Consider the following 18,059-nt stretch of genomic DNA (forward strand, 5'->3'; position numbering starts at 1 on the left):
GACTGGCGAATAAGTTACCGGTATCTTTTGCTGCGGTCAATGGGTAAACCCTGAGTTCTCTTGCCCCTCCCTGAAGATTAAAGTTACCGGTATCATTGATACGCCAGCCAAAGGACGCCAGCTTGACCACCACCGCCACCCCTGCGCATGTGCTGATGCCAGGCACCTACCCCGAATGGGACATGGCGCCGATGCGGGAGGCCTACACGCTGCACCACCTCTGGCAGGCGCCTGACCGGCAGGCCTTCATCGCCGAACACGCATCGCAGATCCGCGCGATCGCCACGCGCGGCGAGCTGGGCGCGAGCACTGAGCTCATCGCGGCGCTGCCGAAGCTGGAGCTGGTCGCCTGCTACGGCGTGGGCACCGACGGCATCGACCTCGCCGCCTGCCGTGCGCGCGGCATTCGCGTGACCAACACGCCCGACGTGCTCAACGGTGACGTTGCCGACCTTGCAGTGGGCCTCATGCTGGCAGTGCAGCGGCGCATTCCCGCGGGCGACCAGTTCGTGCGCAGCGGCGCCTGGGCCCACGGCGGCATGCCGCTGGCCACGCGCGTCTTCGGCCAGCGCATCGGCATCGCGGGCTTCGGCCGCATCGGCGGCACCATTGCGCGGCGGCTCTCGGGCTTCGACGTGGAGGTGGGCTACTTCAGCCGCACGCCGAAGGCGGAGAGCCCGCACCGCCACTTCGCCAGCCTGAGCGCCATGGCCGAGTGGTGCGACGTGCTCGTCGTCATCCTTCCCGGCGGCGAGGCCACGCGCGGCATCGTCGATGCCGGGGTGCTGCAGGCGCTGGGCCCCAAGGGCTGGCTGGTGAACGTGTCGCGCGGCACCGCCGTCGACGAAGGCGCGCTGCTGCAGGCGCTGGAGACGCGCGCCATCGCCGGCGCGGCGCTCGACGTGTTCCTCAACGAGCCGCGCATCGACCCGCGCTTCGCCGCGCTCGACAACGTTGTGCTCACCCCGCACCATGGCAGCGGCACCGAAGCGACGCGCCGTGCCATGGGCGAACTGGTGCGCCGCAACCTCGAGGCCCACTTCGCGGGCCGACCCCTGATCACCCCCGTTGCCTGACACCTGACAAAGACAGAAGGAAGAAGAACCATGCGTCTTCGTTGCATGTGCCTCGTGATCCACGCCCCCGACGACCTGCGCCTGGACGAACAGGATGCCGGCGAGATCGGCCCCGGCCAGGTGCTGGTGAAAGTCGGGATGGGCGGCATCTGCGGCTCCGACCTGCACTACTTCCACAACGGCGGCTTCGGCACCGTGCGCATCAAGGAGCCGATGGTGCTGGGTCACGAAGTGGCCGGCACCGTGGTGGCAGTGGCGCCCGGCGTCGAGAGCGTGCGCATCGGCGACAAGGTGGCGGTCAACCCGAGCCGCCCCTGCGGCGCCTGCAAGTTCTGCCTCGAAGGCCTGCCCAACCAGTGCCTGGATATGCGCTTCTATGGCAGCGCGATGCGCACGCCGCACGTGCAGGGCGCCTTCCGCAACATGCTGCTGTGCGAGGCCACGCAGTGCGTGAAGGTGGCCGACCATGTTCCGCTGCGGCTGGCCGCGCTGGCCGAGCCGTTCTCGGTGGGGTTGCACGGCGTGTCGCGCGCCGGCCCCTTGCTGGGCAAGCGCGTGCTGGTGTCGGGCTGCGGGCCCATCGGCGTGCTGGCCATCGCGGCGGCGCGCGCGCACGGCGCGGCCGAGATCACCGCCACCGATGTGGTCGACGAGCCGCTGGCCATCGCGCGCGCCCTGGGCGCCGACCACGTCATCAACGTCGCGAAGGAAAAGGCCTGGGTGTCGCGCTATTCGGCCGACAAGGGCAGCTTCGACGTGCTGCTCGAATGCTCCGGCAACGAGCGCGCGCTGCGCGACGGCCTGGAGGTGATGCGCCCGCGCGGCGTTGTCGTGCAGCTCGGCCTGGGCGGCGACGTGAGCATTCCGCAGAACATGGTGGTGGCGAAGGAGCTCAGCATCTGCGGCTCGTTCCGCTTCCATGCCGAGTTCGCGCTGGCGGTGAAGCTCATCAACGAAGGGCGCGTCGATCTTTCGCCGGTGGTGTCGCACACCTTTCCGATGCTGCAGGCGCGCCAGGCCTTCGAGCTGGCGAGCGACAGGCGCAAGGCAATGAAGGTGCTGATCGATTTCGCGGGAGATGCGGCGCAGGCGGAGGCCGTCGCCGCCTGAAAACCTGAGCAGAGGGCTCAGCCCCGGTGCAGCGGGGTGCCCGGCGCGTCGAGCTCGGCCTTCAACACGTTGCCGTGCGTCGAATCGGTGACGAACAGCGTGGACCGGTCCGGCCCGCCAAAGGCGATGTTGGTCGTCGAGGCTCCGACCGGGCCGCGCAGCACCATGACCGGCTCGGCTCGTGCATTGAGCACCCACACGATGCCGAGCCCCGGGTTGGCGACCAGCAGCCGCCCCCGCGCGTCGACGGCGAGCCCGTCGGGGCCGCTCGGGCCGTAGGAGGTGAAGAACTGGCCCACCTTGGCGACGCTGCCGTCCGCGAGCAGCGGCACGCGCCAGACGCAGTTGCCGCGCGTCACGGCGAGGTAGAGCACCTTGCCGTCGGGCGAGAGCGCCACGCCGTTCGGGCTGGGCACGTTCGACAGCAGCAGGTCGAGCTGTCCGTCGGGCCGCAGGCGATACAGGCGCCCCGACGGGTCGTGCAGCCCGCTCTGGCCCTGGTCGGTGAAGTAGACGTTGCCCCGCGCGTCCAGCACCAGGTCGTTCACGCCCTTGAAGCTCTCGGTGTTGCGCCGCTGCAGGTGCGGCGCGACGCTGCCGGTGCGCACGTCCACGCGCATCAGGCCGTTCTTGTAGTCGGTGACGAGCAGCGTGTTCGCGTCGATGAACTTCATGCCGTTCGGCTCGCCGTCGTATTCGGCAACCGGCGTCCATTCGCCCGAGGCGTCGATGCGGAAGATGCGGCCGAAGGGGATGTCCGAGACGTAGAGGTTGCCGGCGTCGTCGAACACCGGCCCTTCGAGGAAGGAGTCGGTCGGCTGGCCGCCACGGTTGGCGCCGGCCCAGATGCTCGGCTCGCGGCGCCGGAAGTGCTCGGGCATGCTGGTGAAGGTCTGGAGTTCCAGCACCTGGGGCGCTTGCAGGAAGTACATGTCGGTCTCCTAGTCGGCGCGGATCAGGCGGCCGCGAATCCATAGAGTTTCGCCGGGTTGTCGACGAGGATGCGCCTGCGCACTGCCTCGTCGCCGCACCAGGCTGTGAGCACGTTGGCGAGCGCAGTGTCGTCCACCGTTCCCGGCGTCTCGGTCGTGTGCGGCCAGTCGCTGCCCCATACCAGCCGCTCGGGCGCGGCCTCGACCAGTGCCCTGCCCATCGTGAAGGCGTCGCGGTAAGCAGGTGCGCCGTCGCGCGAACGCATGTAGACGCCCGAGAGCTTCATCCACGTGTTGCCGCCATCGAGCAGCCGGCGAGCCGCCGCGAATGCGGCCGCGTCTGCACCTTCGGCCGGGTCGAGGCGCGCCATGTGGTCGATGACCAGCGGCACCGGCAGGGCGGCCAGCACCGGCTCGAGCTCCACCAGCTGCTCCGGATGCACGAAGACCTGGATGTGCCAGCCCAGCCGCGCCACCTTGCGCGCCAGCGTCGTCAGCATCTGCGGCGTGGTGACGCCCCAGGACTGCGGCGTCACGAAGTTCACGCGCAGGCCGCAGACGCGTTGCGCCGCGAGGCGGTCGAGTTCATCGTCGGCCACGTCCTCGGCGACGACCGCGACACCGCGCGCCTGCTCGCCCAGCTGCGCGAGCGCATCGAGGGTGCAGGCGTTGTCGGTGCCGTAGGTCGACGGGTTGACGACCACCGTGCGCGAGGTGCCCAGCCGCTGCTGCAGCAGCCGATAGGCCGCCACCTCGGCGCGCGGCGGCTGGCGCTTCCAGTGCGGCGACGCGGCGAAGCGCGGGTCGAAGATGTGCATGTGGCTGTCGCAGGTGTCCGCAGGCAGCGCGGGCGCGGGGCGATCCAGGCCCACCGAGTGGGGAACCGGCTGCGCGATGGAGGTGGCGTTCATTCGTGCGTTGTCTTCAGTCGAGCTTGATGTTGCCCTTGCGGATCACGTCCGCCCACTTCGCATCTTCCTTCTTCAGGAAGTCGGCGAACTCGGCGGGCGTCGAGCCTACCGGCTGCACGCCGACGTCGACGAAGCGCTTTTTCACTTCCTCTTCCTTCAGCGCCTCGACCACCGCCTTGTGCAGCTTCTCGGCGATGGGTGCCGGCGTGCCGGTGGGCAGGAAGACGCCGTTCCATTCGTAGGCCTCGTAGCCGGGCACCACGGTCTCGGCGATGGTCGGCACCTCTGGCAGGCGTGGCGAACGCTGCGGCGAAGACACCGCCAGCGCGCGCAGCTTGCCGGAGGACACGAGCGGATACGAGGCGGCGATGGTGCTGAACATGAAGTCGACCTGCCCGCCCATCACGTCGGTGATGGCGGGGCCGCCGCTCTTGTAGCCCACGTGCACCATGTCGAGACCGAGCCGCTGGCGCAGCAGCTCCGCCGCGAGCCGCTGCACGGTGCCGCTGCCGCCCGATGCGAAGTTGATCTTTCCGGGTTCGGCCTTGGCCTTGTCCGCAAGGTCCTTGATGCTCTTCAACGGCGATTCGGCGCGCACGATCACGATGTTGGGCGCCAGGGCGACCAGCGCCAGCGGCTGCAGCGCGTTGGCGGCATAGGGCATGCGCGCGAAGAGATGCGGGTTGATCGAGTAGGGCGTGGCGTCGTAGAGCACGGTGTAGCCGTCGGGCGCGGCCTTGGCCGCGAAGCCCGCGCCGATGGTGCCGCTTGCGCCGGGCCGGTTGTCGACGATCACGGTGGTGCCCAGCTTCATGCCCACGCGCACGGCCAGCACGCGCGCGAGCGCATCCGCCGATCCGCCGGGTGCATAGGGCACGACCAGCGTGATGGGGCGCTCCGGATAGGCGGCCTGTGCGGAAGTCGCTGCGGCCGCGATGAGGGTGCATGCGGCGAGCATGCGTCGGATGGCTTTCATGGTGTGTTCCTCTCGTATGCGTTCATTCGGTCTTGAGGTCGAGCGATCGGGCCAGATCGCCGTAGAGCTTGACCTCGCCCGCGAGCTGCGCACCGAATGCGTCGCCGCAGGTGTTGCGGGTCTCCATGCCCAGCGAGCGCAGCTTTTCCTGCGTGGCCGGCGCCTGGGAGAACTCGGTCGCCACGCGGCGAAGCGTGGCCAGCACCTCGGGCGGTGTCTTCGCCGGTGCCAGCAGGCCGTACCAGGCGTCGGCCGTGTAGCCCTTGACGCCGGCCTCCTCGAAGGTCGGCACGCCGGGCAGCAGCGCCGAGCGCTTCGGCGCAGCCACCGCCAGCGCGGTCAGCTTGCCGCTTTGCACCTGTGCGAGCACCGAGCCCAGCGTGGCGAAGGAGCTGTCGACCTGCCCGCCGATGAGATCGGTCACGGCCTGCGCCGCGCCCTTGTAGGGGATGTGGTTCATCGAGGTGCCCGTGAGCTGCGTGAACTGCGCGCTCGCGAAGTGGCCCGAGCTGCCCGAGCCCGGCGTGGCATAGGTGCGCTTGCCCGGCTCGGCCTTCACGGCCTGCAGGAAGGCGCCGAGCGACTTCACCGGCATCGACGGCCCCACCACCAGCACCGTGGGGCTTACGGCCAGCGAGCACACCGGCGCGAAGGAGCGCACCGCGTCGAATTTGACGCGCTGGCTGTAGAGCGCCGGGATCATCGTGTGGTTCGTCGCGCCCAGCAGCAGCGTGTAGCCGTCCGCCGGCGCCGCGGCGACCGCTTCGGCTGCGAGGATCGTGTTGGCGCCGGGCTTGTTGTCCACGATGAATGGCTGGCCCAGCGCGCGCGATGCGTGGTCTGCGAAGGCGCGCGCCACCACGTCTGTGGGGCCGCCCGCGGAGAAGCCGACGAGCACGCGCACCGGCTTGGCCGGCCAGGCCTGGGCGTGCGCCTGCATGTGGACTGCCAGTGCGACCGGCAGGCCGAGCGCGAGCGTGAGCCCGGCCCGGCGGCCATTCTTGCCGCTCTTCATTCTGTTGTCTCCTTGTTATTGGTCGGGATGGTGGCGATGCCTTCAGCTGCTCGCCGCCGTCTGTCGCTCCAGCACCTGAAGCAGGTTCTTCGCGGCGCCCACGCCCATGTTGACGTAGGCGTCGCTGGTCACGCCGCCGATGTGCGGGCTCAGCACGATGTTCTTCTCTCCCTGGAAGGGGTGGCCCGCGGTCATCGGCTCCACCGCGAAGCTGTCCAGCCCTGCCATGAAGACCTGGCCCGAGCGCACGGCCGCCAGCAGGGCCCCTTCGTCGATCAGGCCGCCGCGCGCAGTGTTGACCACGATCACGCCGCGCTTGCAGCGCGCCAGCGTGTCCGCATTGATCAACCCCCGGTTCTCGTCGGTCAGCGGGCAGTGCAGCGAGATGACGTCCGACTCGGCCCAGATGGTCGCGAGGTCCGCGGCCTGCACGTAGGCGGGCAGGTTCTTCGCGTAAGGGTCGAAGCCGAGCACGCGCATGCCCAGCGCATCGACCATGCGCGCGAAGCGCAGCCCGATGGCGCCGAGCCCGATCAGGCCGATGGTGCGGCCGCCGAGTTCGAGGCTCTTGTGCGTCGCCTTGTCCCAGTGGCCCGCGTGCATGCGCGCATCCAGCGCCACCACCGACTTCGCGCAGGCCAGCAGCAGCGCGAGCGCCTGCTCGGCCACCGCCGCCGCATTCGCGCCCACGGCCGCGACCACCTCGATGCCGCGCGCCTGCGCCGCAGCCTTGTCGATGGTGTCGGTGCCGCTGCCGTGCTTGGAGATCACCTTCAGCGAAGGGGCCGCGTCCATGACGGCCGCGCCCACCTTGCCGTAGCGCACGATGATGGCCACCGGGTCGTGCGCGCGGCACAGCGTAACGAGGTCGTCTTCGGTCGGCGTCTTGCCCGCGTAGACGATCTCGTGGCCTTCGAGCAGCTTCACCGCCTGCGGCGCCAGGTCGGCGCCCGTCACCAGAATGGCTGTCACAGCGTCTCGCCTTCCTTCAGGACGCCGGCCGCACGCAGCGCGGAATCGAGCCACTTGGCGGCGGTGTCGCCCTGCTTGATGGCGGCGATGCGCGCGGCCTCGTCCTTCACCTTCTTCGCGGCCAGCGGCAGCAGCGATTCGATCTTCTCGCGCTCCACCACCACCACGCCGTCGGCGTCGCCGATGACGAAGTCGCCCGGACGCACCGTCACGCCGCCGATCGACACCGGATGCCCGATGCGGCCGCCGATGCTCTTGGTGGGGCCGTTCGGATTGGTGCCCGCGCAGAAGACGGGGAAGTCCATCTCGTCGATCTCGATGCTGTCGCGGCAGGCGCCGTCCATCACCACGCCGGCAATGCCGAGCTGGCGGCAGGCGGTCATCATGATCGTGCCCATGAGCGCGGAGCTGAGGTCGCCCTTGCCGTCGATGACGAGCACGTCGCCGGGCTTGGCCATGGCGATGGCGGCGTGGATCATCAGGTTGTCGCCGGGGCGCACTTCCACGGTGATCGCGGTGCCCGCCAGCTTCATGCGGGGACGCAGGGCCTTGATGCGGCCGTCCAGCGCGCCGCGGCGGCCGGCCACGTCGGCCAGGATGGCGGGCTGGAACTCGGCCGCCTGCGCCACGATGTTCGCAGGCACGCGCTCGAAGTCGCGAATGACGTCGGGGAGGGGAGATGACATGGGGAAACCTCTTGGAGTGATGGTGATGGATGGGAGGAAATGAAGAGGGCCAGGCTCATTCGGGCTTGATGCCCGCGTCCTTGACGACCTTGGCCCACTTGGCCAGGTCCGCTTTCTGGGTGTCGGCGAGCTGCTGCGGCGTGCTGCCCACGAGGGTGACGCCGAGCTTGTCGGCCATGGCGGCGATCTCGGGGTCCTTCAGCTGGCGCACCACCTCGGCGTTGAGCCTCTGGACCACGGCGGCGGGCGTGCCCGCCGGCGCGTAGAGCGCCTGCCACTGCTCGACCACGAAATCCTTGAAGCCGGCCTGGCCCATCGTGGGCACATCCGGCAGCGCCTTCAGCCGCGCGGCCGAGGTGACGGCCAGCGCCCTCAGCTGGCCACCCTGGATATGCGGCAGCGCCGCGGCCACCGGCGCGAACATGAAGCTGGTGTGGCCGGCCAGCACATCCTGGATGGCCGGCGTGTCGCCCTTGTAGGGCACGTGCGTCATGCGCGTGCCTGTCTGCAGGCGCAGCAGCTCGCCCTGCATCTGCAGGATGGTGCCGCTGCCGCCGGACGCGAACGACAGCTCCTCGGGCCGCGCCTTCGCCTGCGCGACGAGGTCTGCCACGGTGCGCATCGGCTGTGCAGTACCGACGACCAGCACGTGCGGAATGGTCCCGATCAAGGTCACCGGGGCGAAGGCTGCAACCGGGTCGTACTGCATCTTCTGCAGCAGGTTCGGCACGATGGCCTGCGGGCCGATCGAGGTGCCCAGCAGCGTGTAGCCGTCGGGCGTGGACCGCGCGACGAAGGCGGAGCCGATGGTGCCGGTGGCGCCGGCCTTGTTGTCGACGATCACCGTCGTGCCCAGCGATGCGCCCAGCCGCTGCGCGATGGCGCGGCCGAGAATGTCGGTGGTGCCGCCCGGCGGGTAGGGCACGACCCAGGTGATGGGCCTGCCGGTGGGCCACTGGCCCTGTGCGAGTGCGGGCAGCGACGCCGCGGCGAGCGCGGACAGGCCCAATGCGCCGAAGCGGCGCCTGTGCATGCGGGTCATATTGTCTCCGTGGAAGCGTTGTTCTGTCTGTCGAAGCCGTAGAGCGCGGCCGGGTTGTCGACCAGCACGCGGCGCAAGGCGTCCGACGTCCCGGTCCAGCCGGCGAGCAATGTCATCTGGTGCGCGTCGTCGGGCATGGTCTGGTGGCCGGCACTGGCGCTGGCGTGCGGCCAGTCGCTGCCCCACAGCACGCGCTGCGGCGCGGCCTGCAGAAAGCTCCTTGCCAGCGGTGCCACGTCCGCGAAGTGCGGCGGGCCTTCCTCGCTCACGATGTAGCTGCCCGAGAGCTTGATCCATGCGCGGCCCGATGCGAGCAGGCGCAGGATCAGCGCATGTGCCGCATGCCTGCCGGCCGTCAACGGCGCGAGCCGTGCGAAGTGGTCGAACACCAGGGGGACGGGCAGGTCTTCGAGCACGCCCGCGAGTTGCACCAGCACGTCCGCCGGCGCGAGCAGCTGCAGGTGCCAGCCCAGCGGGGCGATGCGCCTTGCCAGCGGCGCGATCTGCGCGGCGGTGTTCACGACGCCGAGCGAGAGATTGAGCCGGATGCCGCGCACGCCGCAGTCGTGCAGCGAGCGCAGTTCGTCGTCGCCGGTGTTCTCGTCGATGACCGCCACGCCGCGCGCCTGCGCACCGAAGGCGGCGAGCGCATCGCGCAGGGGGCGGTTGTCGGTGCCGTAGGTGGAGGGCGTCACGAACACCACGCGCTCGGTGCCGGTGCGCTGCTGCAGCAGGCGGTAGTCGTGCGCGGTGGCGTCCGGCGGCGTCAGCTTCGCGCCCGGTGCTTGCGGATAGCGCGAGTCGTACAGGTGCACGTGGCAGTCGCAGGCACCCGGCGGTACCTCGACCGGCGTGCGTCCGTGCCCGGCAGAGAAGGGCGCGGTGGGCATGGCGGGCGAAACGGTGCCCGCGACGATGGAGCCGGACATCGGAATCAGTCCAGCCGGACGCCCGAGGCCTTCACGATTGCGCCCCAGCGTACGCCGTCGGTGCGGATCAGCGAGGCGAACTTCTCCGGCGGGCCGGACAGCACCTCTGCGCCCTGCGCCGCGAGCTTCTTCTGCACGTCGGGCGTCGCGAGGGCCTTGTTGAAGGCTGCGTTGAGCTTTGCGATCGCGTCCTTCGGCATCGCCGCGGGGCCCGCCACGCCGAACCAGGTGACGGCCTCGAAGTCCTTGTAGCCGGCCTCGACCATGGTGGGCACGTCGGGCAGGTCGCGGTTGCGTTGCAGCGAGGTCACGGCCAGCGCGCGCAGCTGTCCGCTCTTGATCTGCGCGATGAGCGTCGGCACCGACGACACGTAGAGCTGGATCTGCCCGCCGACCAGGTCGGTCATGCCCTGCGATGCGCCCTTGTAGGGCACGTGCGTGAGCTGGATGCCGGCGACCTTCTGGAACTGCTCGGTCGCGAGGTGGGCCACGGTGCCGTTGCCCGAACTCGCGTAGTTGAGCGCGGTGGGCTTGGCCTTCGCGGCGGCGACCACGTCGGCGAGCTTCTTGTAGGGCGAGGCGGAAGACACGACCACCACCAGCGGCGCCGATGCGACGAGGCCCACTGCTGCGAGGTCCTTCACCGGGTCGTAGGGCAGCTTGGTGTAGAGCGACGGGTTGATCGCGAGGTTGCTGGTCTGGCCCAGCACCAGCGTGTAGCCGTCGGGGCTGGCCTTGGCTGCCGCGTCGACGCCGATGTTGCCGCCGGAGCCGGGCTTGTTGTCGATGACGATGGTCCAGCCTTCGGAGGTCGCGACCTTGTTGGCCACCTCGCGGGCGATGATGTCCGTGCCGCCGCCCGGCGGGAACGGCACGATGAGCTTGATCGGGCGCGCCGGATAGGCCTGCGCCGCCGCGATGCCCGAGGCGAGAAGAAGGGCGAGGCCGAGGGCCGCGCGACGAGGAATGGAGCCGAGGCTCGAGGTACGCATGGGTCTGTCTCCTTATCGTTCGTTACCCACCTGCAGGCCGTGCTGCGAGGCGTGGAACGACTTTAGGTTTGCGTTCCATTCCATACAATGGTGGTCCACTGAACGGACCTTGGACCACTGTGTGAAACAAAATTCGAAGACCGGATCCGCGCTCAAGGAAGTGATCGAGATGCCCCGCGAGGCGGACGCCGAGGCCTCGGGCGGAGTCACCGCCGTCATCCGTGCGCTGCAGTTGCTCGATACCTTCGGCATGCAGGACGAGCACCTCTCGCTCGCGGAACTCACGCGTCGCAGCCAGATGCACAAGACGACCGCGCTGCGCCTGCTGCGCACGCTGGCGCTCGCCGGCTACGTGGTGCAGCGCGAGGACGGCGGCTGGCGGCTGGGCCCCGCGGCCGGCTGGCTCGGTGCCCGCTACCAGGCCAGCTTCGATGCCAACGGCGTGGTCGAGCCGATGCTGCTCGCCCTGTCGCAGGCAACGGGCGAGAGCGCCGCCTTCTACGTGCGCGAAGGAAATTCCAGGACCTGCCTTGCGCGCGTGGAAGGGCCGCAGCCCATCCGGCACCACGCACGCATGGGCGCGATGCTCCCGCTGGACCTGGGCTCACCAGGCCGCGTGATCCTCGCGTTCTCCGGCGAGCCCGGAAAGCTCTACGAGGACATCCGCAAGAAGGGCTACCACTACTCCATCGGCGAGCGCGAGAAGAACGTGGCGACGGTGTCGGCGCCGGTCTTCGGGCTGCGCTGGGCGCTGCTGGGCTCGGTGTGCATCTCGGGCCCCTCGGACCGGTTGCCCAAGGCCAAGCTGATCGGGCTTGCCAAGACGATCATGAAAGCCGCGAACGAACTCTCCTATGCGCTCGCGGGCCGGCCTACTGCGCAGACGCCTGCGGTGGTGTCGACCTGGCACCCCTGACGGGAGGGCTCAGGAACTCTCGCGCTGCTCGATGTGGAACGGAATCAGCACCGTCTCCGCCGGCGGCCGATGCCCCTCGCGCGTGCCGTCGATCACGCGCAGCAGCAACTCTCCTGCCGCCTTGCCGATGCCCACGCAATCCACCGCCACGGTGGTGATGCGCGGATGGCAGGCGCGCGCGACCTCGAAGTCGCCGAAGCCCGCGATGGCGATGCGGCCGGGCACTTCCCAGCCGCGGCGCTGGCATTCCATCAGCGCGCCGAAGGCCGAGAGGTCGGACACGCAGATCACCGCATCCACGTCGGGCCATTGGCGGATGAGCTGCGCCACGGCCTCGCCGCCCTGCGCCATCGAGATCGGTGGCTGGCCGAAGCTGATCACGCGGCCGTCGGGCAGGCCCAGTTCGCGGATCGCGTTCGCATAGCCGCGCTGGCGGTCGGCGCCGCGCGTGTCGCGGTTGGAGGTGCCGCCGATGAAGGCGATGCGCCGGTAGCCCTTGGCGTGCAGGTGGCGCACCATCGCGGCGGCGGCCTCGGCGTTCGAGAAGCCCACGGTGTGCTCGATGGGCGCGGCCGGCAGGTCCCAGGTCTCGACCACCGGCACGCCCGCTGCCTGCAGCATGGCGCGTGCGGCCGGCGTGTGCGAGCCGCCGGTGAGGATCACGCCCTCGGGCCGGCGCGCGAGCATGGCGCGCAGCAGGCGCTCCTCTGTCTCCACGCGGTAGTCGGTGTAGCCCAGCAGCACCTGCAGCCCGCGCGCCTCCACGGCGGCGGTGATGCCCTGCGCGGTTTCGGAGAAGTTGGAGTTGTTGAGCGAAGGAATCAGCACCGCGACGAAGCCCGATCGCTTGCTGGAGAAGGTGCGCGCCGTCTGGTCGATGACATAGCCCATCTCCTCGCAAGCCTGCAGGATGCGCTGGCGCAGCGCCTCGGAGGTCACGCGGTCGCTGCTCGCGCCGCGGTTGAGCGCGCGCGACACCGTCATCTTCGACACGCCGACGCGCGCGGCCACGTCGGCCATCGTCGCGGGGCGGGCGAGGCCAGGAGCGGAGGCGGGGGAGGCTTTGGTCGGCGACAAGGACGGAGCTTCTTTCTCGGGCGGGCGGTTCCGAGGATATGCGACGAGGCATCGCCCGGATCGATGCTCCGGAGGATACGCCGGGAACTCCGCCCGCCCTTCAACCGCCGGTCACTCCGTGACTGCCAGATTCTTCATGCGAACCTGGTCGCCGTTGCGGTAGTAGAAAGAAGTCGTTGGGGCGCTTGAGCTGCGCGCGCTTCTCCAGGTCTTCCAGGCTGATGCCCTCGGGGTTGGCCTGCAGTTCCTGTTCGAGCACGGCGAGTTCGGACTCGCTGGTCACGGTCGCGTAGTCGGCCTCGCGATAGCGGATCAGGGGCTTGCCGTCGCTCGCCGTGAGGCGCCGCCGCAGTTGCCGCCGCAGCCGTAGGTTTCCCAGACGAGCTTGTTGCTGTCGGTGAACCGGAGCTTGTTCCTGACCTTCACTTGCCGGTCTGGGTGCATCCCGCCGGCTCCAGCACCAGCTCGCCGACGAACTGGGCCTGCGCGAGCATCGATGCCGTGCAGAGACCGGCCGCCGCGAGGATTCCTCGAAAGATCTTCCAGGTTGTTTTCACTGGATCTCCCGGTGCATGAAGGTGGCGTTGTCGATGACGTTGTGCATCTCGAGCCCCTTCTTGTCGTAGAGCTTGATGTCGGTGCTCGCGGGCGAGTATTCGAGGATGCCGAAGTTCTCTCGTTCGCCCGTGAGGTAGTACTTGGTGACGAAGGCGCCGGAGGAGACCACTTCAAACATCTTCGTCTCGCCCGCCGGCGGCAGGAAGGCGTTCTCATGGATGTCGCCGGTCAGGAAGATCGACTTGCGCCCCTGAATGATCGCGCGGAACTTTGCGTAATCGTCGCGGTAGCGCATCCAGCCGTTGCCGGTCGCGCGGATCGGCGTGCCGGCGCAGATCACCACGTAGCCCTGCTCGTCGGCCAGTTCCTGCTTCAGGTAGTCGAGCTGCTTCTGCCCGAGCAGCGGTTTGGAGTCGCCGGGGGCGGTGCTGTACCAGCGGGTGTCGAGGAAGATGGCCTTGCCGATGCGCTGCTGCTGGTGCACCAGCGGAATCGAGTAGTAGATGCCGTCGATGGCCGGATCGAGATGCACGGGGTTGCGCAGTTGCTCGATCTGCATGTACTTGGTGAAGAGCCGGCGTGTCTGCTGCTTCACCTCCTGCTTGAGGTCCGAGCCGTGCGCGTTGTTCCAGGCGAAGTCGTGGTCGTCCCAGGTGCCGTACACGCCGCCGCCGTTGTCCTGCTTCTGGCGCAGCGCGTCCCGCAGGGCCTTGAAGTTCGGCACGTTCCACTGCGCTTCGTACTTGCCCTGCATCAGTTCGGCGAACATGGCGGCGTCCCCGCCGGACGGGTCGCCCAGATTGGGGAAGTAGTCCATGTAGATCTGGTCGCCCAGAAGGAACAGGTAGTCGGGCTGCTCCTGCGCGATGCGGTTCCACACGCGCTGGTAGCCCTCGGGGCCGGGCTTGAAGTTCATGCACGACGTGAAGGCGATCTTCATGGGGGACTCCTCGTTCCGCCGGTCTCGGTGCCGGGGTGAGGCGGATCATAGGCAGTCGCCGCGCGCTGTCCCTCCGCAGAATATGGGATGGCGCCGCTCGCTCAGGCGGGCTCTTTCTTCAGCTGGCGCAGTGCTTTCCTTGCATGCGCGGCAGGCGGTTCGCCAGCGGCGAGGCCGCGAAGTTCTCGTTCAGAGCCAGTTGCCGCTTTGCGGCATCTGCACCTTCTCGGCAGGGTCGCTGCCGGTGACGAAGGAGCCGATGACCACGCTCAGCAGCGAGATGAAGATGCTCGCGAAGAGCGCGGTCCAGAAGCCCGAGACCCTGAAGCCCTTCACCAGCGCGGCCACCAGCAGGATCATCAGCGCGTTGATGACCAGCAGGAAGAGCCCGAAGGTGACCAGCGTCAGCGGCAGCGTGAGCACGATCAACAGCGGCTTGACGATCGCGTTGGCCAGGCCCAGCAGCAGTGCCGAGACAACCAGCGCGCCGGTGCTGTCGAACTTCAGCCCGCGAAAGAGATGGCTGGCCACCCACAGCGAGATGCCGGTGATGGCCCAGTGGACGAGGAAGGGAGTCAGGTTGTTCAGCATTGATTCGGTGGTGTGTGGCAGCAGACGCAGAGCTTGTTGCCGTCAGGGTCGCGGAAATAGGCTCCATAGTAGTCCGCGTGGTAGTGCGGCCTGAGGCCGGGTGGGCCTTCGCAGGTCCCGCCTTGCGCCAGGGCGGTTGCATGGGCGCGGTCCACCACGGCACGGTCGGCGGCCATCAGCGCCACCATCTGTCCGTTGCCGGGCGAGGCGGCATGCTCGTCGTACGGGGTGCCCACCAGGAAGAGAGGGCGGGGCGCGTCGGGGCTTTGCCAGCCGGCCCAGGGCTTGCTGTCGTCGCGGAACCTCAGCTTCAGGCCGAGATCGCGCATGAGCGCTGAATAGAAGGAAAAGGCACGCCCGAAGTCGTTCGCGCCGATGTAGACATGGGACAGCATGCGGGTTAATCCTTCCGGGTTATCGCTTGCATTGTGGATGCAACGATCGATTGTTACCCCATGAAACATTGGCGGACGGGCCGTTAAGATCGCCGGCTTATGGCCAATGCGTCGATCGCCAGCATGACCCCCGCTCCCGCTTCGGCCGACGAGGCCGAATCGTGGGTACGCGGCGAACTCATCCGCAGCCTGATGCGCTCCGCGCGCGGCTCCTACTTCGTTTCGGCCGCGCTGATGCCCGCGATGGTCGGCCTGAACTGGGGCTACGTGCCGCGCTGGGAGTTGCTCACCTGGCTGCTGGCCGGCGTCATCGCCACGGCCTGCCGCGCCTGGGGCGCGAGGGTCTACGCGCTGCGCTATGCCGGTCGCAGCTCGGCGGCGCAGCAGCAGTTCACCGAGCGCTACGGCTTCGTATGGAGCACCAGCGCGGTGGTGTGGGGCCTGTCGGTGCTGCTGTTCTTCGAGCGCACGCCGCAGGTCAACCAGTTCATGAGCTGGCTCATCGTGGCCGGCGTGGGCACCTTTCCGCTCAACGGGCTGGCGCTGCATCCGCCGCTGCTCAAGCGCTACGTGAACACGCTGTTCATCACGATGCTGGGCGCGGTGCTGATACGGCTGGTGTCCATCACGCTGCAGCATCCGCAGTTCCAGTACGGCTACCTGATGCCCATACTGCCGATCCTCCACTGGTTCCTGCTGCTGCGGGCCGGGCGGCACATCCATGAGACGGCGCGCAACAGCCTGGAGCTGCTGTTCCACAACCACATCCTCATCAAGTCGCTGACCCAGCAGCGGCAGGCGGCGGTGTCGGCCGTGGCCATGAAGAACCGCTTCCTGGCCAGCGCCGCGCACGACATGCGCCAGCCCGTGCTGGCACTTTCGTTGTATGCCGACTGGCTGCGCAACGAGCCCGAGCTGGTGCTGGAGCTCGCGCCGAAGATCGTGCGCGCCACGCATGCGGTGAACGCGTTGTTCGACTCCATGTTCGACCTGGCGCGCATCGACTCGGGCCAGGTGCGCCTGCACGTCGAGCGCGTCGACGTGCCCGAGCTGCTGCACGACCTCGAGCTGCAATACCGCCCCGTGGCCGAGAGCCGCGGCCTGGATTTCCGCGTGCACATGTGCGAGGGCTCCTTCCTCACCGACCCCATCCGCGTGCGCCGCATGATCGGCAACCTGCTGGCCAACGCGATCAAGTACACGACCGAAGGCGGTGTGCTGCTCGCCGCCCGTCAGGCACGCGACGGCCTGCGCGTGGAGGTGTGGGACACGGGTATCGGCATCGCGCCCGAGCACCTGCGCGACGTGTTCCTGGAGTTCTACAAGGTCGCCGACCACGCCGGCACCTCGGACGGCTTCGGCCTGGGCCTCGCCATCGTCGCGCGCCTCTCGCACGTGCTGGGGCACCCGGTGAGTGTGCGTTCGCGCCTGGGCAGCGGCAGCGTGTTCCGCGTGGCGCTGCACGACGCCGATGAAGCGGTGGCGCAGGCGCGGGTGACGGCCTCCGGCGGCTGAGCTGGTCGCGGGCTGACTGCCCGCACATTTCTGCGCGTTCTGCGCGCCCGAACTCCGACGACCCCCGGTCGCTTAGGGACGCTTTGGATACTTTCGGTAACGTCATCTACGATCCCCGACGCATCTCGCGATGCCTCCAGAACCACGATTCTGTGAGCTGGAGAACTATTTCTATTCGGGTGGAGGGATCAAATAGATATGAAGAGACAAGTCAAGCACGTCTTGGCAAGCAGTGCCGCGCTCGTGTTGCTGGGCGCATGCGGCGGCGGTGGTGGTTCGTCGGGGGGCGGTTTTCCATTTCCGGTGCCTGCACCGGTGCCGGCGCCATCCCCGGGAAACCAGCCATCGGATCCGGGTGCGGTTCCATCTCCTATCGCAGTGGTGACCGCGCCTTCCAACGGAGTGCTGGGGCAGGTTTTCAACCTTGATGGCAGCGCGAGCACCGTGGCGAGCGGCAAGACCAAAACCTACCGTTGGGAACTGCGGTCCAAGCCTTTCGCGAGCCAGTCGGTGCTCGTTGAGTCGGCGGGCGCGAAGCCGTTTCTCCTGCTGGATGTCGTGGGTGACTACACCGTTCGCCTGATCGTCAATGATGGGGAAAGGGACAGCGCCCCGGTGGATGCGACGATTACTTCGGTGGTGCCCGCGTCCACTGGGCCCATGCTGAAGTTCGCGCTTGTCGAGACCACGGCGACGCCAGATTCGAGCAGGACCGCCAACATCCAAGTGTGCGATGCGTACCGGCTCGATAGCCATCTTGCCGATTTCTGGACTCCGGGGTTGAGCGCCTCGAACTGCAATTCAGGCTTGGGCCTTCCTGCTGATTTCCAGACCCAATACCGAAGCACAGGCTCTCTGTCGGTGACTGCCGGCCTCTTCCCTGGCGCGTTGGGGGAGCACAGCACGGTTGCGGCCGGCGCACTCCCCACGGACCTGCCTGCCACGCCGATCAGCATGAGCTATGAACTTGCGGCGAACATCACGGGGTTGGCCCGCACTTCGATCGGGAAAGCCGGTGGAACCTCGCTGGACTATGTCGTTCCTGGGTACAGGATGTACGCACCGTCGAGCAACCCAGGCGCCAAGGCTTCGTACCGTATCGCCGGAGCAGTGGCTCCGCAGCATGCGCCCCAAGGCTGGGAAGCTGTCGTCGAAACTACAGTGAACATCGACGTCTCCGCGTACAGCGGCGCGACGCCCACAACGAAGTTCAACGTGTACACGAAGAAGTTCAACGCGGACTTTTCCGAGGACGTCGATGTCGAACTGGACCCATCTGCCTACACGCAGTTCGTCGGCGACCAGGCGACCTATGCCTTGAGCGTGTCTCATCAGGTGGCCTACAAGAGAAAGCCCAACTGAGCGCGCTGCGCGCTTGAAGACAAAAAAGAACCGCGCATCAAGCGCGGTTCTTTTTGGGGTACCC

Annotated in this window: 20 protein-coding genes; 5 read left to right on the forward strand and 15 right to left on the reverse strand. The window is 68.2% G+C overall.

What is annotated here, in order from left to right:
* The first annotated feature begins 122 nt into the window (after positions 1-122).
* Both AC1VNX_RS09170 and AC1VNX_RS09175 read left to right on the forward strand, forming a co-directional pair.
* Positions 123-1,076, forward strand: a complete 954-nt coding sequence (locus AC1VNX_RS09170; protein WP_483156415.1) for a 2-hydroxyacid dehydrogenase — start codon at positions 123-125, stop codon at positions 1,074-1,076.
* A gap of 30 nt (positions 1,077-1,106) precedes the next feature.
* A complete protein-coding gene (locus AC1VNX_RS09175) occupies positions 1,107-2,186 on the forward strand; it encodes an L-idonate 5-dehydrogenase (RefSeq protein ID WP_483156416.1) in 1,080 nt (359 codons plus the stop codon).
* Positions 2,187-2,203: 17 nt separating this feature from the next.
* On the opposite strand, the gene AC1VNX_RS09180 is transcribed toward AC1VNX_RS09175, so the two are convergent.
* From AC1VNX_RS09180 to AC1VNX_RS09220, 9 genes are read right to left on the reverse strand one after another with little or no spacing between them, the layout of a single operon-like run.
* Entirely contained in the window at positions 2,204-3,118 is a 915-nt protein-coding gene (locus tag AC1VNX_RS09180) for an SMP-30/gluconolactonase/LRE family protein (protein WP_483156417.1), read from the reverse strand.
* Positions 3,119-3,141: 23 nt separating this feature from the next.
* Positions 3,142-4,029, reverse strand: coding sequence for an amidohydrolase family protein (locus AC1VNX_RS09185; protein ID WP_483156418.1), 888 nt, complete (start codon positions 4,027-4,029; stop codon positions 3,142-3,144).
* A gap of 13 nt (positions 4,030-4,042) precedes the next feature.
* Complete coding sequence (locus tag AC1VNX_RS09190) at positions 4,043-5,005, reverse strand: tripartite tricarboxylate transporter substrate binding protein (protein WP_483156419.1); 963 nt, start codon at positions 5,003-5,005, stop codon at positions 4,043-4,045.
* Positions 5,006-5,027: 22 nt separating this feature from the next.
* A complete protein-coding gene (locus AC1VNX_RS09195) occupies positions 5,028-6,020 on the reverse strand; it encodes a Bug family tripartite tricarboxylate transporter substrate binding protein (RefSeq protein WP_483156420.1) in 993 nt (330 codons plus the stop codon).
* A 42-nt stretch (positions 6,021-6,062) separates the two neighbouring features.
* On the reverse strand, positions 6,063-6,992 hold the full coding sequence (locus AC1VNX_RS09200) for an NAD(P)-dependent oxidoreductase (protein ID WP_483156421.1): 930 nt from the start codon (positions 6,990-6,992) through the stop codon (positions 6,063-6,065).
* Positions 6,989-7,678: an RraA family protein gene (locus AC1VNX_RS09205; protein WP_483156422.1), complete on the reverse strand. Its 690-nt coding sequence runs from the start codon at positions 7,676-7,678 to the stop codon at positions 6,989-6,991. Before AC1VNX_RS09205 ends, AC1VNX_RS09200 begins: the two co-directional genes overlap by 4 nt.
* Positions 7,679-7,733: 55 nt before the next feature.
* The gene (locus tag AC1VNX_RS09210; RefSeq protein WP_483156423.1) at positions 7,734-8,720 is read right to left on the reverse strand and encodes a Bug family tripartite tricarboxylate transporter substrate binding protein; all 987 of its coding nucleotides are present in this window, start codon (positions 8,718-8,720) and stop codon (positions 7,734-7,736) included.
* Positions 8,717-9,649 (reverse strand): amidohydrolase family protein, encoded by a 933-nt coding sequence (locus AC1VNX_RS09215; RefSeq protein ID WP_483156424.1) that lies wholly within the window; start codon positions 9,647-9,649, stop codon positions 8,717-8,719. Before AC1VNX_RS09215 ends, AC1VNX_RS09210 begins: the two co-directional genes overlap by 4 nt.
* A gap of 5 nt (positions 9,650-9,654) precedes the next feature.
* Complete coding sequence (locus AC1VNX_RS09220) at positions 9,655-10,641, reverse strand: Bug family tripartite tricarboxylate transporter substrate binding protein (RefSeq protein ID WP_418122180.1); 987 nt, start codon at positions 10,639-10,641, stop codon at positions 9,655-9,657.
* Positions 10,642-10,810: 169 nt separating this feature from the next.
* On the opposite strand from AC1VNX_RS09220, the gene AC1VNX_RS09225 reads away from it, so the two are divergent.
* On the forward strand, positions 10,811-11,557 hold the full coding sequence (locus AC1VNX_RS09225) for an IclR family transcriptional regulator (RefSeq protein ID WP_483161917.1): 747 nt from the start codon (positions 10,811-10,813) through the stop codon (positions 11,555-11,557).
* Positions 11,558-11,566: 9 nt separating this feature from the next.
* On the opposite strand, the gene AC1VNX_RS09230 is transcribed toward AC1VNX_RS09225, so the two are convergent.
* From AC1VNX_RS09230 to AC1VNX_RS09255, 6 genes are all read right to left on the reverse strand, one after another.
* The gene (locus tag AC1VNX_RS09230; protein WP_483161918.1) at positions 11,567-12,577 is read right to left on the reverse strand and encodes a LacI family DNA-binding transcriptional regulator; all 1,011 of its coding nucleotides are present in this window, start codon (positions 12,575-12,577) and stop codon (positions 11,567-11,569) included.
* A 157-nt stretch (positions 12,578-12,734) separates the two neighbouring features.
* Positions 12,735-12,917 carry a hypothetical protein gene (locus AC1VNX_RS09235; RefSeq protein ID WP_483156425.1) on the reverse strand — a complete coding sequence of 61 codons (183 nt, stop codon included), beginning with the start codon at positions 12,915-12,917 and terminating at the stop codon, positions 12,735-12,737.
* Positions 12,918-13,056: 139 nt separating this feature from the next.
* Positions 13,057-13,191 carry a hypothetical protein gene (locus AC1VNX_RS09240; protein WP_483156426.1) on the reverse strand — a complete coding sequence of 45 codons (135 nt, stop codon included), beginning with the start codon at positions 13,189-13,191 and terminating at the stop codon, positions 13,057-13,059.
* Positions 13,188-14,132 (reverse strand): alkaline phosphatase D family protein, encoded by a 945-nt coding sequence (locus AC1VNX_RS09245; RefSeq protein ID WP_483156427.1) that lies wholly within the window; start codon positions 14,130-14,132, stop codon positions 13,188-13,190. Before AC1VNX_RS09245 ends, AC1VNX_RS09240 begins: the two co-directional genes overlap by 4 nt.
* A gap of 189 nt (positions 14,133-14,321) precedes the next feature.
* Positions 14,322-14,723, reverse strand: a complete 402-nt coding sequence (locus AC1VNX_RS09250) for a phage holin family protein (protein ID WP_483156428.1) — start codon at positions 14,721-14,723, stop codon at positions 14,322-14,324.
* Positions 14,717-15,118 (reverse strand): VOC family protein, encoded by a 402-nt coding sequence (locus AC1VNX_RS09255; RefSeq protein ID WP_483156429.1) that lies wholly within the window; start codon positions 15,116-15,118, stop codon positions 14,717-14,719. The genes AC1VNX_RS09250 and AC1VNX_RS09255 overlap by 7 nt, the downstream gene beginning before the upstream one ends.
* 99 nt (positions 15,119-15,217) lie before the next feature.
* On the opposite strand from AC1VNX_RS09255, the gene shkS reads away from it, so the two are divergent.
* The gene (gene shkS / locus AC1VNX_RS09260; protein ID WP_483156430.1) at positions 15,218-16,633 is read left to right on the forward strand and encodes a surface-behavior sensor histidine kinase ShkS; all 1,416 of its coding nucleotides are present in this window, start codon (positions 15,218-15,220) and stop codon (positions 16,631-16,633) included.
* A 198-nt stretch (positions 16,634-16,831) separates the two neighbouring features.
* Positions 16,832-17,995, forward strand: coding sequence for a hypothetical protein (locus AC1VNX_RS09265; protein ID WP_483156431.1), 1,164 nt, complete (start codon positions 16,832-16,834; stop codon positions 17,993-17,995).
* Positions 17,996-18,059 lie beyond the last annotated feature (64 nt).

The organism is Variovorax sp. TLI9-5A (assembly GCF_056867935.1).

Coding starts and splice junctions, on each gene's coding strand:
- AC1VNX_RS09175 (WP_483156416.1), top strand. CDS start 1,107: ATGCGTCTTCGTTGCATGTGCCTCGTGATCCACGCCCCCGACGACCTG.
- AC1VNX_RS09180 (WP_483156417.1), bottom strand. CDS start 3,118: ATGTACTTCCTGCAAGCGCCCCAGGTGCTGGAACTCCAGACCTTCACC.
- AC1VNX_RS09185 (WP_483156418.1), bottom strand. CDS start 4,029: ATGAACGCCACCTCCATCGCGCAGCCGGTTCCCCACTCGGTGGGCCTG.
- AC1VNX_RS09190 (WP_483156419.1), bottom strand. CDS start 5,005: ATGAAAGCCATCCGACGCATGCTCGCCGCATGCACCCTCATCGCGGCC.
- AC1VNX_RS09195 (WP_483156420.1), bottom strand. CDS start 6,020: ATGAAGAGCGGCAAGAATGGCCGCCGGGCCGGGCTCACGCTCGCGCTC.
- AC1VNX_RS09205 (WP_483156422.1), bottom strand. CDS start 7,678: ATGTCATCTCCCCTCCCCGACGTCATTCGCGACTTCGAGCGCGTGCCT.
- AC1VNX_RS09210 (WP_483156423.1), bottom strand. CDS start 8,720: ATGACCCGCATGCACAGGCGCCGCTTCGGCGCATTGGGCCTGTCCGCG.
- AC1VNX_RS09215 (WP_483156424.1), bottom strand. CDS start 9,649: ATGTCCGGCTCCATCGTCGCGGGCACCGTTTCGCCCGCCATGCCCACC.
- AC1VNX_RS09220 (WP_418122180.1), bottom strand. CDS start 10,641: ATGCGTACCTCGAGCCTCGGCTCCATTCCTCGTCGCGCGGCCCTCGGC.
- AC1VNX_RS09225 (WP_483161917.1), top strand. CDS start 10,811: ATGCCCCGCGAGGCGGACGCCGAGGCCTCGGGCGGAGTCACCGCCGTC.
- AC1VNX_RS09230 (WP_483161918.1), bottom strand. CDS start 12,577: ATGGCCGACGTGGCCGCGCGCGTCGGCGTGTCGAAGATGACGGTGTCG.
- AC1VNX_RS09245 (WP_483156427.1), bottom strand. CDS start 14,132: ATGAAGATCGCCTTCACGTCGTGCATGAACTTCAAGCCCGGCCCCGAG.
- AC1VNX_RS09250 (WP_483156428.1), bottom strand. CDS start 14,723: ATGCTGAACAACCTGACTCCCTTCCTCGTCCACTGGGCCATCACCGGC.
- AC1VNX_RS09255 (WP_483156429.1), bottom strand. CDS start 15,118: ATGCTGTCCCATGTCTACATCGGCGCGAACGACTTCGGGCGTGCCTTT.
- shkS (WP_483156430.1), top strand. CDS start 15,218: ATGGCCAATGCGTCGATCGCCAGCATGACCCCCGCTCCCGCTTCGGCC.
- AC1VNX_RS09265 (WP_483156431.1), top strand. CDS start 16,832: ATGAAGAGACAAGTCAAGCACGTCTTGGCAAGCAGTGCCGCGCTCGTG.